21 protein-coding genes are annotated in these 16,435 nt (G+C 46.4%); all 21 read right to left on the bottom strand.

What is annotated here, in order from left to right; all coding sequences use genetic code 11:
• Position 1: 1 nt before the first annotated feature.
• Positions 2-397 (bottom strand): 30S ribosomal protein S8, encoded by a 396-nt coding sequence (rpsH, locus tag ICV89_RS00360; RefSeq protein WP_015420245.1) that lies wholly within the window; start codon positions 395-397, stop codon positions 2-4.
• Between the two features lie 24 nt (positions 398-421).
• On the bottom strand, positions 422-727 hold the full coding sequence (gene rpsN, locus ICV89_RS00355; RefSeq protein ID WP_015420244.1) for a 30S ribosomal protein S14: 306 nt from the start codon (positions 725-727) through the stop codon (positions 422-424).
• 9 nt (positions 728-736) lie between these two features.
• The gene (gene rplE / locus ICV89_RS00350; RefSeq protein WP_046329383.1) at positions 737-1,279 is read right to left on the bottom strand and encodes a 50S ribosomal protein L5; all 543 of its coding nucleotides are present in this window, start codon (positions 1,277-1,279) and stop codon (positions 737-739) included.
• Positions 1,280-1,295: 16 nt separating this feature from the next.
• Complete coding sequence (gene rplX / locus ICV89_RS00345) at positions 1,296-1,604, bottom strand: 50S ribosomal protein L24 (protein WP_011901911.1); 309 nt, start codon at positions 1,602-1,604, stop codon at positions 1,296-1,298.
• Between the two features lie 9 nt (positions 1,605-1,613).
• Positions 1,614-1,982, bottom strand: coding sequence for a 50S ribosomal protein L14 (rplN, locus tag ICV89_RS00340; protein ID WP_015420241.1), 369 nt, complete (start codon positions 1,980-1,982; stop codon positions 1,614-1,616).
• Between the two features lie 186 nt (positions 1,983-2,168).
• Positions 2,169-2,438, bottom strand: coding sequence for a 30S ribosomal protein S17 (rpsQ, locus tag ICV89_RS00335; RefSeq protein ID WP_215308690.1), 270 nt, complete (start codon positions 2,436-2,438; stop codon positions 2,169-2,171).
• Positions 2,439-2,450: 12 nt separating this feature from the next.
• Positions 2,451-2,645 carry a 50S ribosomal protein L29 gene (gene rpmC, locus ICV89_RS00330; protein WP_015420239.1) on the bottom strand — a complete coding sequence of 65 codons (195 nt, stop codon included), beginning with the start codon at positions 2,643-2,645 and terminating at the stop codon, positions 2,451-2,453.
• Positions 2,646-2,659: 14 nt separating this feature from the next.
• Complete coding sequence (gene rplP, locus ICV89_RS00325) at positions 2,660-3,073, bottom strand: 50S ribosomal protein L16 (protein WP_088526677.1); 414 nt, start codon at positions 3,071-3,073, stop codon at positions 2,660-2,662.
• A gap of 2 nt (positions 3,074-3,075) precedes the next feature.
• On the bottom strand, positions 3,076-3,897 hold the full coding sequence (rpsC, locus tag ICV89_RS00320) for a 30S ribosomal protein S3 (protein ID WP_215308688.1): 822 nt from the start codon (positions 3,895-3,897) through the stop codon (positions 3,076-3,078).
• 8 nt (positions 3,898-3,905) lie between these two features.
• On the bottom strand, positions 3,906-4,238 hold the full coding sequence (rplV, locus tag ICV89_RS00315; RefSeq protein WP_205621309.1) for a 50S ribosomal protein L22: 333 nt from the start codon (positions 4,236-4,238) through the stop codon (positions 3,906-3,908).
• A 7-nt stretch (positions 4,239-4,245) separates the two neighbouring features.
• Positions 4,246-4,524, bottom strand: coding sequence for a 30S ribosomal protein S19 (gene rpsS, locus ICV89_RS00310; RefSeq protein ID WP_046329379.1), 279 nt, complete (start codon positions 4,522-4,524; stop codon positions 4,246-4,248).
• Between the two features lie 19 nt (positions 4,525-4,543).
• The gene (gene rplB, locus ICV89_RS00305; RefSeq protein WP_015420235.1) at positions 4,544-5,374 is read right to left on the bottom strand and encodes a 50S ribosomal protein L2; all 831 of its coding nucleotides are present in this window, start codon (positions 5,372-5,374) and stop codon (positions 4,544-4,546) included.
• Between the two features lie 2 nt (positions 5,375-5,376).
• The gene (gene rplW / locus ICV89_RS00300; RefSeq protein ID WP_076024545.1) at positions 5,377-5,691 is read right to left on the bottom strand and encodes a 50S ribosomal protein L23; all 315 of its coding nucleotides are present in this window, start codon (positions 5,689-5,691) and stop codon (positions 5,377-5,379) included.
• The gene (gene rplD / locus ICV89_RS00295; protein ID WP_015420233.1) at positions 5,688-6,308 is read right to left on the bottom strand and encodes a 50S ribosomal protein L4; all 621 of its coding nucleotides are present in this window, start codon (positions 6,306-6,308) and stop codon (positions 5,688-5,690) included. Before rplD ends, rplW begins: the two co-directional genes overlap by 4 nt.
• 11 nt (positions 6,309-6,319) lie before the next feature.
• A complete protein-coding gene (rplC, locus tag ICV89_RS00290) occupies positions 6,320-6,976 on the bottom strand; it encodes a 50S ribosomal protein L3 (RefSeq protein WP_215310258.1) in 657 nt (218 codons plus the stop codon).
• A 197-nt stretch (positions 6,977-7,173) separates the two neighbouring features.
• On the bottom strand, positions 7,174-7,485 hold the full coding sequence (gene rpsJ / locus ICV89_RS00285; RefSeq protein WP_011901899.1) for a 30S ribosomal protein S10: 312 nt from the start codon (positions 7,483-7,485) through the stop codon (positions 7,174-7,176).
• Positions 7,486-7,611: 126 nt separating this feature from the next.
• Positions 7,612-8,802, bottom strand: coding sequence for an elongation factor Tu (gene tuf, locus ICV89_RS00280; RefSeq protein ID WP_215308680.1), 1,191 nt, complete (start codon positions 8,800-8,802; stop codon positions 7,612-7,614).
• Positions 8,803-8,852: 50 nt separating this feature from the next.
• Positions 8,853-10,955: an elongation factor G gene (gene fusA / locus ICV89_RS00275; protein WP_215308686.1), complete on the bottom strand. Its 2,103-nt coding sequence runs from the start codon at positions 10,953-10,955 to the stop codon at positions 8,853-8,855.
• 27 nt (positions 10,956-10,982) lie between these two features.
• Entirely contained in the window at positions 10,983-11,453 is a 471-nt protein-coding gene (gene rpsG / locus ICV89_RS00270; RefSeq protein WP_015420229.1) for a 30S ribosomal protein S7, read from the bottom strand.
• A 160-nt stretch (positions 11,454-11,613) separates the two neighbouring features.
• Positions 11,614-11,994 carry a 30S ribosomal protein S12 gene (gene rpsL / locus ICV89_RS00265; protein WP_041484791.1) on the bottom strand — a complete coding sequence of 127 codons (381 nt, stop codon included), beginning with the start codon at positions 11,992-11,994 and terminating at the stop codon, positions 11,614-11,616.
• Between the two features lie 177 nt (positions 11,995-12,171).
• A complete protein-coding gene (gene rpoC / locus ICV89_RS00260; RefSeq protein ID WP_215308685.1) occupies positions 12,172-16,434 on the bottom strand; it encodes a DNA-directed RNA polymerase subunit beta' in 4,263 nt (1,420 codons plus the stop codon).
• Position 16,435 lies beyond the last annotated feature (1 nt).

The raw sequence follows: 16,435 nt of genomic DNA, 5'->3' as shown, positions 1-16,435 counted from the left end.
CTTACGCGACGTAGCAAATAACTTCACCGCCAACGCCGTTTGCACGTGCTTTGCGGTCTGTCATTACGCCTTGTGGGGTTGAAATAATTGCAATACCTAAGCCATTCATTACTTCAGGAATGTCGTGGCGGCCTTTGTAGATGCGCAGACTTGGTGTCGAAACACGGTCGATACGCTCAATAACAGGGCGGCCTGCGTAGTATTTGAGTTCAATGTGTAGCACTGGCTTAGCTGCTTCACCTTTGATTTCAAAACTATCGATATAACCTTCATCCTGCAAGACTTTTGCAATAGCTACTTTAACTTTTGACGACGGCATCAAGACTACGGGTTTCTGCACTGCTTGCGCATTGCGGATCCTTGTCAACATGTCGGCGATTGGATCGCTGATACTCATGAGTTCTCCTAATTCTTTCGCCGCTTACCAGCTGGCCTTGGTTAAACCGGGGATTTCGCCACGGAAGGCGATTTCACGAATTTTGCTGCGCGCTAAACCAAACTTGCTAAATACACCGCGCGGACGACCGGTTAATGAACAACGATTTCTTTGACGAATCGGGCTTGCGTTACGTGGAAGTGCCTGTAGCTTCAAACGAGCCTCATAGCGCTCTTCATCGCTGCGTGATTGATCAGCAATGATTGCCTTGAGTTCAGCACGCTTTACAGCGTACTTCTCTACAGTTTTTGCGCGCTTATTCTCGCGCTCAATTAGGGATAGTTTTGCCACGTTAGCCTCTTAATTGCGGAAAGGGAATTTGAACGCTGCTAACAAAGCTTTTGCTTCTTCGTCAGTCTTAGCGGTCGTCGTAATACTGATATTGAGGCCACGGAGAGCATCAATTTTGTCGTATTCGATTTCTGGGAAAATGATTTGCTCTTTAACGCCGATGTTGTAGTTACCACGGCCGTCAAATGCTTTACCGGAAATTCCGCGGAAGTCACGTACGCGTGGCAAAGCAACAGTCACGAAACGATCTAAAAATTCGTACATGCGTGCGCCACGCAATGTCACCATGGCACCGATTGGGTAGCCTTGACGAATTTTGAAACCAGCAATCGCTTTTTTCGCTTTTGTCACAACTGGTTTTTGACCTGCAACTTTAGTCAAATCACCAACTGCATTTTCGATAATTTTCTTGTCATTCACTGCATCGCCAAGACCCATGTTCAGGGTTACCTTAGTGATACGTGGAACTTCCATTACCGACTTATAGCCAAACTTGGCGATCAAATCAGCAACAACTTTAGCTTGATAGTGTTCTTGAAAACGTGTGCTCATAATTTCTCCGTGCCCCTTATGCGCTTAAAGTTGCGCCAGTGGTTTTGAGGAAACGCTGCTTTTTACCATCAACGAGTTTGATACCAACACGTGATGGTTTGCCGTTACCGTCAACCACAGCCACATTAGAAATGTGAACAGGCATCGTTTTGTCAATCATGCCGCCAGTAACACCGGCTGCTGGATTTGGCTTAACGCTCTTTTTGTAAATATTTACGCCTTCGATCACTAATTTGTTCTCGAGAACGGCAGTAACAGTTCCTTGCTTGCCCTTATCGCGGCCAGTCAACAGAACTACTGAATCACCTTTACGAATCTTTTTCATATCAGCCTCTTAAATAACTTCGGGGGCGAGAGAAACGATCTTCATGAACTTCTCAGTACGCAACTCACGCGTTACTGGTCCAAAGATACGTGTGCCAATTGGCTCTAACTTAGCGTTGAGCAATACCGCAGCGTTGCCATCGAACTTAATCAATGATCCATCTGGACGGCGAACACCCTTAGCAGTTCTCACTACTACGGCGTTGTAAATATCACCTTTTTTTACACGGCCACGTGGAGCAGCGGACTTTACAGTCACTTTAATGACATCACCGATACTGGCATAACGACGCTTAGAGCCGCCCAATACCTTGATGCACAAAACTTCACTGGCGCCTGTGTTATCGGCGACCTGTAATCTACTTTCGGTCTGAATCATTTTTTAATCCCCAACTTGTTAGCCAAAGGCAAACAGTCTTGGTTCCGTCTATGGGCTTTAACGAAAGCTAAAACCCGGAATTAATGAAAAAACACTGCTTCTCTCAATAAAACCAGAGAAGCCGACTATCATACTACGTAAAACAGGGATTTGGCAATATATTTCGCCAAAATCCCCAATATTTCTTTAAATGCCCTTTGATTCCTGAACCAAGCGGGTTACAACCCAAGATTTTGTACGTGAAATTGGCTTAGATTCAGCAATTTCAACGGTATCACCCATCTTGTATTGACCGGATTCGTCATGCGCATGGTATTTTTTGGACTGTCCAACATATTTGCCATAAAGCGCATGTTTTACTTGGCGCTCAACTAGCACAGTCACAGTTTTTTGCATTTTGTCGCTAACGACACGGCCCACTAGGGTGCGGCGCAAGGGTTTAGATAATTCTGTCATATCCCTTTTTCCTTATTTCTGTGCAGTTTTTTGGGTAATAAAAGTCTTAACGCGAGCAATTTCACGTTTAGTCTTACCCAATTGGCTGGTATTTGTGAGTTGCTGAGTACCTTTTTGCATACGGAGTTTGAAACTTGTCTTCAAGAGCTCTGTTAATTCTGCGTTCAAGGCAACCAGGTCTTTGGATGCTAATTCTGTCTTTTTCATAATTTCTATCCCGATCAACCTAAGTGGCGAATCACGAAAGTGGTTTGTAATGGCAACTTAGCAGCTGCAAGCTTGAAAGCTTCGCGCGCCAATGTTTCATCCACTCCATCCATCTCGTACAAAATCTTGCCTGGTTGAATTTCTGCTACGTAGTACTCTGGATTACCTTTACCGTTACCCATACGGACTTCAGCTGGCTTTTGTGAAATTGGCTTATCTGGGAAAATACGAATCCAGATACGACCACCACGCTTAATATGACGGGTCATTGCGCGACGTGCAGATTCAATCTGACGTGCAGTCAAACGACCACGGCCAATAGCTTTCAATCCAAAGTCACCAAAGGCTACTGAACTACCGCGTGTTGCCACGCCAGTGTTACGTCCCTTTTGCTCCTTGCGATACTTACGACGCTTTGGTTGTAGCATGCTTACTCTCCTGACTTCTGCGCTTCAGCACTTGCGGCTTCAACGGCTTTCGGTACACGCTTCACTGTTGGCTTAGCAGCAACCAAAGGCTTGCTGTCAGCTGCTGGTTTGCGTGCGGTTGTTTTGGCTGGTGCGCGACGTGGCTTCTTCTCATCAGCTACTGGCTCTGCTGTTACAGCTGGAGCATCAGCACCGCGACCTAATGTATCGCCTTTGTATACCCAAACTTTTACACCGATGATGCCGTATGTTGTTTCCGCTTCTGATGTAGCGTAATCAATATCAGCCTTCAATGTATGAAGTGGAACACGGCCTTCACGGTACCATTCGCGACGTGCGATTTCGGCACCGTTCAAACGACCAGAAGACATGATCTTGATTCCTTGTGCACCAAGGCGCATTGCATTTTGCATTGCACGCTTCATTGCACGACGGAACATGATGCGCTTTTCTAACTGTTGAGTAATAGAGTCAGCGATCAATTGAGCATCCACTTCAGGCTTACGAATTTCTTCGATGTTCACATGGACTGGAACGCCCATACGCTTCTGGAGTTCACGACGGAGAACTTCAATATCTTCACCTTTTTTACCGATCACAACACCTGGGCGTGAGCTGTAAATTGTGATGCGTGCGTTCTTTGCAGGACGCTCGATAATGACTTTACTTACGGATGCATTCTTTAACTTCTTCTTGAGATAGATGCGGACATCAACGTCCTCTTTGAGCATCTTTGCGAAATCAGTATTGTTTGCATACCACTTTGATGTCCAGTTCTTCGTTACCGAGAGTCGGAATCCGGTTGGGTTTATCTTTTGTCCCATATCTTCCCTTAGTTACTCAAGGTCACGGTGATGTGACATGTTTGTTTTTCGATTTGATTGCCACGACCCTTAGCGCGTGCTGTGAAGCGCTTCAAGGAAGTACCTTTATCAACAATAATTGTTGAAACCTTGAGCTCATCAATATCAGCACCCTTATTGTGTTCAGCGTTGGCCATTGCGGACTCAACAACTTTCTTCACAATGAAGGCAGCTTTCTTGGGGCTGAAATTCAAAATGTTCAATGCGCGTGCAATTGGCAAACCACGGATTTGGTCAGCAACCAAACGTGTCTTTTGCGCAGAAATGCGGGCGCCTTTGTGAATAGCTTTAACTTCCATCATCATCCCCTTACTTCTTCGTTACTTTCTTGTCAGCAGCGTGACCTTTGAAAGTACGGGTCAAGGCAAATTCGCCTAACTTATGACCCACCATGTTTTCTGATACATATACCGGAACGTGTTGACGACCGTTGTGTACAGCAATCGTCAGACCAATAAAGTCTGGGAGGATTGTTGAACGGCGTGACCAAGTTTTGATCGGCTTTTTGTCTTTGTTGGCTTGTGCGACTTCAACTTTATTTACTAAGCTGGCTTCGCAAAATGGGCCTTTTTTAGCTGAACGTGTCATATCTATTTATCCTTATCGCTTAACGTTTTTGACGACGTTGAACGATCATCGAAGTTGTACGCTTATTGCGACGTGTACGATAACCTTTGGTTGGTGTGCCCCATGGGGATACAGGTACACGGCCTTCGCCAGTTCTACCTTCACCACCACCGTGTGGGTGATCTACTGGGTTCATTGCCACACCGCGAACGGTTGGGCGAATACCACGCCAGCGATTTGCACCAGCTTTACCGATAACGCGCAAGCTGTGCTCTTCATTACCAACTTCACCAATAGTGGCACGGCAATCGATCAAAATACGACGTACTTCACCAGAGCGCAAGCGCACCTGAGCGTATACACCTTCACGAGCCAATAACACTGCAGAACCACCAGCGGAACGGGCGATTTGAGCGCCCTTGCCTGGCAACATCTCTACACAGTGAATCGTGCTACCAACTGGAATGTTGCGAATTGGCAAGTTGTTACCAGACTTGATCGGGGCTTCTGAGCCACTCATCAATGCCTGACCAACAGTCATGCCTTTTGCAGCAAGAATATAGCGACGCTCACCATCAGCAAACACGATTAATGCAATATTTGCACTGCGGTTTGGATCGTATTCTAAGCGTTCAACTTTTGCTGGAATACCATCTTTGTCGTTGCGTTTGAAATCAACAACACGATAGTGATGCTTATGACCACCACCTTTATGACGGGTAGTGATGTGACCATTATTATTACGACCTGCTTTTTGGAACTGTGGCTCTACCAACGCTGCAAAAGGTTTACCTTTATGCAGGTCAGGATTTACCACCTTGACCATTGAGCGACGACCTGGTGAGGTCGGTTTTGTCTTCATCAAAGGCATGATTAATTCGCCTCCGCTTCAAAGTTAATTTCTTGACCTGGCTTCAAGCTTACGTAGGCCTTCTTAGTGTGGTCACGACGACCTTCAAAACGGCCATAGCGCTTTGGCTTACCTTTTTGATTCACGATTTGAACAGAGTCAACTTGCACTTTGAAGAGCAATTCAACGGCCTGTTTCACATCGCTCTTATTAGCGTCGCGTGTAACTTGAAATACTACTTGTTCGTTTTTCTCTGCAACCATAGTGGCTTTTTCAGAGATAACTGGTCCAAGTAGAACCTTCATCAAGCTGTGATCGTTTTTACGGACTTGGCTCATTTCAGCAACTCCTCAATTTTTGCGATCGCTGCTTTGCTTACCAATACTTTTTTGTATTGAACTAAAGCTAATGGATCAGCATGCTGCGGCTCACATACAGCAACCTTATGCAAGTTGCGTGATGCCAAGTACAAATTCTCGCTAACCTGATCAACGATGATCAAGACTGAATCCAAGCCCATTGCTTTAACTTTGTCAGCTAAAACTTTAGTCTTTGGAGCATCAAGATTAAATTGGTCAACAACATTCAAACGACCTTCGCGAGCCAACTGAGACAAAATTGATCTCATACCTGCGCGGTACATTTTCTTGTTTACTTTTTGGCTGAAATTTTCTTCAGGTGAATTCGGGAATATACGACCACCTCCACGCCACAGCGGGGAAGAGCTCATACCAGCACGTGCACGACCAGTACCTTTTTGACGCCAAGGTTTTTTGGTTGTGTGCTTAACTTGCTCACGGTCTTTTTGTGCACGGTTACCGCTACGTGCATTTGCTTGGTAAGCCACAACTACTTGGTGTACCAATGCTTCGTTATATTCGCGCTCGAATACTTCTGGTGAGGCTTGAACGCCTGCGCCCAAAGTTCCGTTATCTTGGAGAAGCTTAAGTTCCATATTCGCTCTCCTTATTTCTTCTTCAACGGTGTTTTCACCGCTGGAGTAACAATTACTTTACCGCCTGGGGCGCCTGGAATAGCGCCTTTAACCATGATGAGATTACGTTCTGCATCAATGCGTGCGATGACTAAATTTTGTACAGTGCGTGTTTCATCACCAAGGTGGCCAGTCATGCGCTTACCTGGGAAAACACGACCTGGATCTTGCGCCATACCGATGGAACCTGGCACGTTATGTGAACGTGAGTTACCGTGTGACGCGCGACCTGAAGCGAAGTGATGGCGTTTGATAGTACCGGCGTAGCCTTTACCAATCGTTACACCTTGTACGTCCACTTTTTGGCCAGCAGCAAATGCAGTGTCAGCAGGAATTACTTGGCCTGGAGTCATTTCTGCGATTTTTGCTGTATCTAATTGGAATTCGTTGAGACCGTTACCAGCCATCACACCCGCTTTAGCGAAGTGACCAGCCATTGCTTTGGTAACGCGAGTAGCTCTACGTGTGCCATGTGCCAACTGGATAGCATCATAGCCATCAGTTGCCTGGGTCTTGATTTGAGCGATTCTGTTGTCGCTCACGTCAATTACGGTGACAGGAATTGCTTCCCCTTCGTCCGTAAATAGACGGGTCATGCCGATCTTGCGACCGATTAAGCCTAAGCTCATATTCATGCTCCACGCCGACTTCGATTGGTCGGCAAAATTAATTTAAGTGATTTACAAGTAAAAGTACTTCTAAATCAATAAGTTACAACGTTTTTAATGCTGATAGAACTTCAGAATTCGCCCAAATAATTGAGCGAAGCCTTAGATTCTATCCCGAAAGGTCAGTCTTGGCAAGCGCTAAGACTGGAAATACTGAATTACTGCAACTTAATTTCGACGTCCACACCTGCAGGGAGGTCTAATTTCATCAAAGCATCCACTGTTTTCTCTGTAGGATCAACAATATCCATCAAACGCAGATGGGTACGAATCTCTAACTGGTCACGTGATGTCTTGTTTACGTGTGGTGAACGCAGAATATCAAAGCGCTCGATACGTGTTGGCAAAGGTACTGGACCCTTAACAACTGCCCCAGTGCGCTTAGCTGTATCAACGATTTCAGCTGCGGACTGGTCGATCAAACGGTAATCAAATGCTTTAAGACGAATACGAATTTTTTGGTTTTGCATATTAATTCCAAAGAGCGTTGTGGTGCTGCCACGTTATATTTCTAAAGAGCTCGGTGACATCAGCAGCACTGATGTCACCGGTTAGCAAACCGCTAAATATTGATTACTTATTAATACCTAAATCTATTAAGCCAAAATCTTCGCAACCACGCCGGCGCCAACAGTACGGCCACCTTCACGGATCGCAAAACGTAAACCTTCTTCCATCGCGATTGGTGCGATGAGTTTGACGGTAATCGTGACGTTATCACCAGGCATCACCATTTCTTTGTCTTTTGGCAACTCGATTGAACCCGTTACGTCCGTAGTACGGAAGTAAAACTGGGGACGATAGTTGTTAAAGAATGGTGTATGACGGCCACCTTCGTCTTTACCCAAGATATAAACCTCGGCTGTAAAGTGAGTATGTGGGGTGATTGAACCTGGCTTAGCCAATACTTGGCCGCGCTCAACTTCTTCACGTTTTGTACCGCGTAACAAGATACCCACGTTATCGCCTGCTTGACCTTGGTCGAGCAATTTGCGGAACATTTCAACACCAGTACAAGTTGTCTTGAGTGTTGGCTTGATGCCGATAATTTCAATCTCTTCACCAACCTTCACGATACCGCGCTCGATACGACCTGTAACAACAGTACCGCGACCGGAGATAGAGAACACGTCCTCTACTGGCATCAAGAACGCACCGTCAACAGCACGCTCTGGAGTTGGGATGTAGGTATCTAATGCTTCAGCCAATTTCATGATGGCTTCTTTACCCAATGGGCCTTCGTCGCCTTCAAGTGCTAACTTAGCAGAACCTTGAACGATTGGTGTGTCATCACCTGGGAAGTCGTACTTAGATAAAAGCTCACGAACTTCCATTTCAACTAACTCTAACAATTCAGCGTCATCCACCATATCGCACTTGTTCAAAAATACGATGATGTAGGGAACACCCACTTGGCGTGCCAAGAGGATGTGCTCACGAGTTTGTGGCATTGGGCCGTCAGCTGCAGAGCAAACCAAAATAGCGCCGTCCATCTGAGCAGCACCAGTAATCATGTTCTTAACGTAGTCAGCATGTCCTGGGCAATCCACGTGTGCGTAGTGACGATTAGCAGTCTCGTACTCAACGTGTGCTGTATTAATCGTAATACCGCGTGCTTTTTCTTCTGGAGCAGCATCGATCTGATCGTATGCTTTTGCTTCGCCACCGAATGCCTTAGAAAGCACAGTTGCGATCGCTGCTGTCAATGTGGTTTTACCGTGGTCAACGTGACCAATGGTGCCAACGTTTACGTGCGGTTTTGTCCGCTCAAACTTTTCTTTTGCCATTTTTTTGTCTGCTTTCTTAGCTAGTCAATATTCAAAATAATGTGGATAAATTACTTCGCTTTAGCAGCCATCACTGCTTCAGCAACGTTCTTAGGTGCTTCGGAATAATGCTTAAATTCCATGGTGTAGGTAGCGCGACCTTGGGTCAACGAGCGCAAGCCAGTTGAGTAACCAAACATCTCTGCCAATGGCACTTCAGCGCGAACGATCTTTCCGCCCCCTGGAATGTCATCCATACCTTGCAAAATACCGCGACGTGATGAGAGGTCACCCATTACGTTACCCATGAAATCTTCTGGTGTTTCAACTTCAACAGCCATCATTGGTTCAAGCAATACTGGTGATGCTTTGCGCATACCGTCTTTGAATGCCATTGAGCCCGCCATCTTAAATGCGTTTTCGTTGGAGTCAACGTCATGGTATGAACCGAAGAACAATGTTGCTTTGATATCTACAACTGGGTAACCAGCCAAAATACCGGAGTTCAATGTTTCGATGATGCCTTTTTCAACTGCAGGAATGTATTCACGTGGAACTACACCGCCCTTAATAGCATCAACGAATTCAAAACCTTTACCCGGGGCTTGTGGCTCTAACTTCAATACCACGTGACCGTATTGACCGCGACCACCAGACTGCTTAACGAATTTACCTTCGATTTCTTCGCAAACCTTACGAATTGTTTCGCGGTACGCAACTTGTGGCTTGCCAACAGTTGCCTCAACACCGAACTCACGCTTCATACGGTCAACCAAAATTTCCAAGTGGAGCTCGCCCATGCCGGAAATAATAGTTTGGCCTGACTCTTCGTCGGTCTTGACACGGAAAGAAGGATCTTCTTGTGCCAAACGATTTAAGGCTAGACCCATTTTTTCTTGGTCAGCCTTTGTCTTTGGCTCAACTGCCTGAGAGATCACTGGCTCTGGGAATACCATGCGCTCCAAAATAACGATACTATCTGGATCACACAATGTTTCGCCTGTTGTTGCGTCTTTTAAACCAACTGCAGCTGCGATATCGCCAGCAAATACTTCTTTAATTTCTTCACGCTCGTTTGCATGCATCTGCAACAAACGACCAACACGTTCTTTCTTACCCTTGATAGGGTTGTAGATTGTGTCGCCAGATTTCATTACACCTGAGTAAACGCGGAAGAAGATCAGCTGGCCAACAAATGGGTCAGTCATGATCTTAAATGCCAATGCCGAGAATTTCTCATCATCAGCAGCTCTGCGTGTTGTAGGTGTACCGTCTTCCAATTCACAAGGAACTGGAGGAACATCTAATGGTGACGGCAGCAATTCAACCACTGCGTCCAACATCGCCTGAACACCTTTATTTTTGAAAGCTGTTCCACACATCATCGGAATGATTTCATTAGCAATAGTGCGTTGACGCAATGCTGTTTTAATTTCTTCCTCGGTCAACGCTTCGCCACCAAGGTATTTTTCCATCAGCTCTTCTGAGCTTTCAGCAGCAGCTTCAAGCAACTTCTCGCGCCACTCTTCAGCGGAGGCTTGTAACTCAGCAGGAATTTCTTCGTAGGTAAATTTAGTACCTTGTGATTCCTCATCCCAATAGATAGCCTTCATCTTTACCAAGTCCACAACACCTTTGAAGTTTTCTTCAGCGCCGATAGGAATTTGGATCAAGATAGGATTTGCTTTAAGACGCAATTTCATCTGGTCATAGACCTTGAAGAAATTCGCGCCCGTGCGGTCCATCTTGTTAACGAATGCCAAACGTGGAACTTGATACTTATTAGCTTGACGCCAAACAGTTTCAGATTGTGGCTGTACACCACCTACCGCACAGTAAACCATGCACGCGCCATCCAAAACGCGCATTGAACGCTCAACTTCAATCGTGAAGTCTACGTGTCCTGGGGTATCAATAATATTGATGCGGTGCTCTGGAAAATTACCAGCCATGCCCTTCCAGAACGTTGTAGTAGCAGCAGAAGTAATCGTGATACCACGCTCTTGCTCTTGCTCCATCCAGTCCATAGTTGCAGCGCCATCATGTACTTCACCGATCTTGTGATTAACACCGGTGTAGAACAAAACGCGTTCTGTTGTTGTTGTCTTACCTGCGTCAATATGCGCAGAGATACCGATATTGCGGTATCTGTCGATAGGGGTTTTACGTGCCACTGTTGGTACCTTTTCTTTGCTGTGCGATTAGAAGCGGAAATGTGAGAAAGCTTTGTTAGCTTCTGCCATACGGTGAACTTCTTCACGCTTCTTCATTGCTCCGCCGCGACCTTCTGCAGCTTCTAATAATTCGTTGGCCAAACGTTGAGCCATGGATTTTTCACCGCGCTTTTTAGCGGCTTCGCGCACCCAGCGCATTGCCAAAGCTGAACGGCGTGATGGGCGAACTTCAACAGGAACCTGGTAGTTAGCGCCACCAACACGACGACTTTTCACCTCAACCATTGGCTTAACGTTGCCCATAGCTGTTGAGAAAACTTCGAGTGGTTCTTTGTTTGCTTTTTTCTCGATGTGATCAAAGGCACCGTAAACGATACGCTCTGCAACCGATTTCTTGCCGTCCAACATCAGGACGTTCATGAATTTTGCTACTTCTACATTGCCGAATTTTGGATCAGGCAAGATTTCCCGTTTGGGAACTTCACGACGACGTGGCATAACTACTCCTTCAGTTCAGTTAGGGGTGGCCCATATGGATCACCCACTCCGGCCGTCCTACTATCTAGCAACTGAAATAAATTAGTCTCTAGACGGAACGGCCACTTACTTGTCTTTAAAGTCTGACAAACGAAGACTTACTACAAATACTTTTTTGCTATTAAGCAGCTTTCTTAGCGCGCTTAGCACCGTACTTGGAACGTGATTGCTTACGGTCTTTTACACCTTGCAAGTCAAGTGAGCCACGAACGATGTGGTAACGAACACCTGGCAAATCCTTAACACGACCACCGCGGATCAACACGACTGAGTGTTCCTGGAGGTTATGACCTTCACCACCAATGTATGAAATGACTTCAAAACCATTGGTTAGGCGAACTTTAGCTACCTTACGTAGCGCAGAGTTAGGCTTCTTAGGAGTGGTTGTGTACACACGTGTACATACACCACGGCGCTGCGGGCTGTTTTGCAGCGCAGGGCTCTTGCTTTTAACGGTCAGCCGCGTTCTTGGCTTACGTAATAATTGATTAATTGTTGGCATAAAATAGCTCGGTTAGTACTTCTTTGTTGCTTTCTTCAAGAAAATCAATGACTTAGATAAATTCTAGGCCAAAAAGACCCTCTTCTGAATCAGTAGAACTCAGCATTCTAGCTTGGCCAGCCTTTTCCGTCAACCAAATGGGGAAAAAACTGGCCATTTCTGGCCAGAATTACCAAATTAGCTCGGATCAGCCTCCCCAGCAGGAGCAATCACTTCAGCCTCTATTTCTACAGGCATATCAGCCATTGCTTCCTCTTCAGCGGCAATCATTTGAGCGCGATCACGCTCGAATTGCTCTCTGACCTTGCGTGCACGGCGGTAAGACAAGCCGGTACCAGCAGGGATCAGGCGACCAATAATGACGTTTTCCTTGAGGCCACGGAGTGTATCGGTCTTGCCCATAATCGCGGCTTCGGTCAATACACGGGTGGTTTCTTGGAAAGAAGCCGCTGAAATGAAGCTGTCTGTCGACAAGGATGCTTTAGTAATACCGAGCAACACATTCTCGAACTGAGCTGGACGCTTACCTTGCGCAATCACAGCATCGTTTGCGTCATACAGCTTAGAGCGCTCAACTTGCTCACCAGTGATGTAGGCAGTATCGCCACCATCAGTGATTTGCACACGACGCAACATTTGACGCACGATCACTTCAATGTGCTTGTCATTAATCTTCACGCCTTGCAAACGGTAAACGTCTTGCACTTCATCAACGATGTAGATTGCCAACTCTTCAATACCTCTGAGCGTCAAGATATCGTGTGGATCGGCAGGGCCCTCCACAATCATCTCGCCCTTGTTCACAACTTGACCGTCATGAACGAGAACTTGCTTCTCTTTAGGAATCAAGAATTCATTAGCCTCGCCATCCATATCGGTAATCACTAAACGTTGCTTACCTTTGGTTTCTTTACCGAAGGAAACAGTTCCAGTGACTTTAGCCAATACAGCGGCATCTTTTGGTGAGCGCGCTTCGAATAATTCAGCAACGCGTGGCAAACCACCGGTAATGTCGCGAGTCTTCTGTGATTCGATTGGAATACGTGCCAATACTTCACCAACTTCAACTTTTTGACCATCTTTAACAGTGATCAAAGCGCCAACTTGCAAACCGATGTTTACTGGGTGATCTGTACCCGCAATCATCACTTCGCCGCCTTTAGCATCAACTAAGTTGATCATTGGACGAACGCCTTTGCTAGCAGCACTACGACGCTTACCGTCAATCACCACCAAAGTGGAGAGGCCGGTTACTTCGTCAACCTGCTTAGCTACAGTAACACCCTCTTCAACGTTGTCAAAGCGAGCAATACCAGCGTACTCAGAAATAATCGGACGTGTTAACGGATCCCATGTTGCCAAGCTTGCGCCAGCCTTCACTGCTGCATCTTCTTTAAACAAGAGCGTTGCGCCGTAAGGCACTTTATGACGCTCACGCTCACGACCGTTATCGTCAATGATGACTGCTTCGCCAGAACGTGAAATCACGATCTGCTCGCCCTTGGCGTTCTTCACAACACGCATCGTGCCAGAGAACTTCAAGGCTCCGTTAGACTTCGCTTCAATATTGCTTGCAACCAATGCACGTGAAGCTGCGCCACCAATGTGGAAGGTACGCATAGTCAACTGAGTGCCTGGCTCACCGATAGACTGAGCAGCGATAACACCAACCGCCTCACCAACGTTTACCAAACCACCACGACCTAAATCACGTCCGTAGCACTTCGCGCACAAGCCAAAGCGAGTTAAGCATGACAACACTGTCCGAACTTTAACTTCGTCAATACCCAAAGCAACAATTTGATCAACGTGATCTTCGTCGAGTAAGGTGTCATGTGGAACGATGACTTCTTGTGTATCAGGATGAACGACGTCATCGATACATACACGACCCAAAATACGGTCACGTAATGCCTCGATAATTTCGCCGCCCTCAACAAGCGCCTTCATTGTTACACCAGAAGTTGCTCCGCAATCATCTTCAATAACAACGAGGTCTTGAGTTACGTCGCACAAACGACGTGTCAAGTAACCTGAGTTCGCTGTCTTTAAGGCAGTATCAGCCAAACCTTTACGTGCGCCGTGGGTTGAAATGAAGTACTGCAACACGTTCAAACCTTCACGGAAGTTCGCAGTAATTGGGGTTTCAATAATGGAGCCGTCTGGCTTCGCCATCAAACCACGCATACCAGCCAACTGACGAATCTGCGCTGCAGATCCACGCGCACCAGAATCCGCCATCATGTAGATAGAGTTGAAAGATTCTTGACGCACCGTTTTGCCGTTACGGTCGAGTACGTCAACGTGTGACAACTCATCCATCATCGCCTTACCAACTTGGTCACCAGCAGCACCCCAAATATCAACGACGTTGTTATAACGTTCTTGATTGGTTACGAGACCCGACATGAACTGCTTGTCATATTCCTTAACCTTGGTAGAAGCTTCTGTGATGATGCGTTCTTTAGAGCTTGGAATCAGCATATCGTCGATCGCAACCGAGATACCGGCGTTAGTCGCCAAGCGGAAACCAGACTGCAAGAGGCGGTCAGCAAAAATAACTGTTTCACGAAGACCGCACTTACGGAATGAAGTGTTGATCAAACGTGATATTTCTTTTTTCTTCAGAGGCTTATTGATTTCCTCAAAAGACATACCTTTAGGCAAAATTTCTGACAAGATGGCACGGCCAACTGAAGTTTGATAGATCTTGGTCTTTTCAGCAAAACGGGCATCGCCCTCTGCCTTCTTATCCACGATCTCATGCTCAGTAATACGCACCGCAACGCGTGAGGCCAATTCAACCTGGCCAGCTTCGTATGCACGAATGACTTCAGTGATGTTAGCGAAGACCATGCCCTCGCCTTTACCATTGATCTTGTCACGGGTAGCGTAGTACAGACCCAAGACCACGTCCTGAGACGGAACGATGGATGGTTCGCCGTTAGCTGGGAACAATACGTTGTTCGAAGCCAACATCAATGTACGTGCTTCCATTTGTGCTTCGAGCGACAAAGGAACGTGAACCGCCATTTGGTCACCGTCAAAGTCAGCGTTAAATGCCGCGCAGACTAATGGGTGCAATTGGATTGCCTTACCTTCAATTAGCATTGGCTCGAAAGCCTGAATACCAAGACGGTGCAATGTAGGCGCACGGTTCAACATGATTGGATGTTCACGAATCACTTCTTCGAGAATGTCCCAAACAATTGGAGTCTGGCTTTCAACTTCCTTCTTCGCAGCCTTAATCGTGGTTGCAATTCCCAAAGTCTCGAGCTTGTTGAAAATAAATGGCTTGAACAATTCCAAGGCCATTAATTTTGGTAAACCGCACTGATGCAACTTCAATGTTGGGCCAACCACGATGACTGAACGACCTGAGTAGTCAACACGTTTACCCAACAAGTTTTGACGGAAACGACCGCTCTTACCTTTAATCATCTCAGCCAAAGACTTGAGAGGACGCTTGTTAGCGCCAGTCATAGCCTTACCGCGACGACCGTTGTCGAGCAATGAGTCAACCGCTTCTTGCAACATACGTTTTTCGTTACGAACAATGATCTCTGGTGCGCGCAACTCTAACAAACGCTTTAAACGGTTGTTACGGTTAATCACACGACGATAAAGGTCGTTCAAATCAGAGGTAGCAAAGCGGCCGCCATCCAATGGCACCAATGGGCGCAATTCTGGTGGCAATACTGGCAATACTTCCATGATCATCCAGTCAGGCTTAATACCTGAAGTCTGGAACGCCTCGAGCACTTTTAAGCGCTTAGCGTATTTCTTGATCTTGGCATCGCTACCAGTGGCTTTTAAATCAGCACGAATGGTCTCAACTTCACGATCGATATCAATCGAACGCAAGAGATCACGAATACCTTCTGCGCCCATGATGGCGGTAAACGCACCGTCACCATACTCTTCAGTCTTGGCAATGTACTCGTCCTCAGACATGATCTGACCGCGCTTCATTGCGCCTTCAGGAGTCATGCCAGGATCAACGATTACATATGCTTCAAAGTAAAGAACGCGCTCGATATCACGCAATGTCATATCGAGAACCATGCCTAAACGGGACGGCAATGACTTCAAGAACCAAATGTGCGCTACAGGAGCCGCTAACTCAATGTGGCCCATGCGCTCACGACGTACCTTAGCGAGCGTAACTTCAACGCCACACTTCTCGCAGATAACGCCACGGAACTTTAAACGCTTGTACTTACCACATAAGCACTCGTAGTCTTTAGTTGGTCCAAAAATCTTGGCGCAAAACAAACCATCACGCTCGGGCTTAAAAGTCCGGTAGTTGATGGTTTCTGGTTTGCGTACTTCACCAAAAGACCATGAGCGAATTTTCTCAGGGGATGCAAGACCAATCTTGATGACATCAAACTGCTCATCACCCTGCGTTTGCTTAAATAAATCGAGCAATGCTTTCATA

The organism is Polynucleobacter sp. Adler-ghost (genome assembly GCF_018688495.1).
In the GTDB taxonomy this organism is placed as follows: domain Bacteria; phylum Pseudomonadota; class Gammaproteobacteria; order Burkholderiales; family Burkholderiaceae; genus Polynucleobacter.
The sequence above is the reverse complement of the archived record's forward strand: the minus strand, read 5'-3'. Positions and strand labels throughout refer to the sequence as shown.

Excerpts from the sequence above, each read along its gene's own strand:
- rpsH (WP_015420245.1), bottom strand. The coding sequence starts at position 397 with ATGAGTATCAGCGATCCAATCGCCGACATGTTGACAAGGATCCGCAAT.
- rplE (WP_046329383.1), bottom strand. The coding sequence starts at position 1,279 with ATGAGCACACGTTTTCAAGAACACTATCAAGCTAAAGTTGTTGCTGAT.
- rplX (WP_011901911.1), bottom strand. The coding sequence starts at position 1,604 with ATGAAAAAGATTCGTAAAGGTGATTCAGTAGTTCTGTTGACTGGCCGC.
- rplN (WP_015420241.1), bottom strand. The coding sequence starts at position 1,982 with ATGATTCAGACCGAAAGTAGATTACAGGTCGCCGATAACACAGGCGCC.
- rpsQ (WP_215308690.1), bottom strand. The coding sequence starts at position 2,438 with ATGACAGAATTATCTAAACCCTTGCGCCGCACCCTAGTGGGCCGTGTC.
- rpmC (WP_015420239.1), bottom strand. The coding sequence starts at position 2,645 with ATGAAAAAGACAGAATTAGCATCCAAAGACCTGGTTGCCTTGAACGCA.
- rplP (WP_088526677.1), bottom strand. The coding sequence starts at position 3,073 with ATGCTACAACCAAAGCGTCGTAAGTATCGCAAGGAGCAAAAGGGACGT.
- rpsC (WP_215308688.1), bottom strand. The coding sequence starts at position 3,897 with ATGGGACAAAAGATAAACCCAACCGGATTCCGACTCTCGGTAACGAAG.
- rplV (WP_205621309.1), bottom strand. The coding sequence starts at position 4,238 with ATGATGGAAGTTAAAGCTATTCACAAAGGCGCCCGCATTTCTGCGCAA.
- rpsS (WP_046329379.1), bottom strand. The coding sequence starts at position 4,524 with ATGACACGTTCAGCTAAAAAAGGCCCATTTTGCGAAGCCAGCTTAGTA.
- rplB (WP_015420235.1), bottom strand. The coding sequence starts at position 5,374 with ATGCCTTTGATGAAGACAAAACCGACCTCACCAGGTCGTCGCTCAATG.
- rplW (WP_076024545.1), bottom strand. The coding sequence starts at position 5,691 with ATGAGCCAAGTCCGTAAAAACGATCACAGCTTGATGAAGGTTCTACTT.
- rplD (WP_015420233.1), bottom strand. The coding sequence starts at position 6,308 with ATGGAACTTAAGCTTCTCCAAGATAACGGAACTTTGGGCGCAGGCGTT.
- rplC (WP_215310258.1), bottom strand. The coding sequence starts at position 6,976 with ATGAGCTTAGGCTTAATCGGTCGCAAGATCGGCATGACCCGTCTATTT.
- rpsJ (WP_011901899.1), bottom strand. The coding sequence starts at position 7,485 with ATGCAAAACCAAAAAATTCGTATTCGTCTTAAAGCATTTGATTACCGT.
- tuf (WP_215308680.1), bottom strand. The coding sequence starts at position 8,802 with ATGGCAAAAGAAAAGTTTGAGCGGACAAAACCGCACGTAAACGTTGGC.
- rpsG (WP_015420229.1), bottom strand. The coding sequence starts at position 11,453 with ATGCCACGTCGTCGTGAAGTTCCCAAACGGGAAATCTTGCCTGATCCA.
- rpsL (WP_041484791.1), bottom strand. The coding sequence starts at position 11,994 with ATGCCAACAATTAATCAATTATTACGTAAGCCAAGAACGCGGCTGACC.
- rpoC (WP_215308685.1), bottom strand. The coding sequence starts at position 16,434 with ATGAAAGCATTGCTCGATTTATTTAAGCAAACGCAGGGTGATGAGCAG.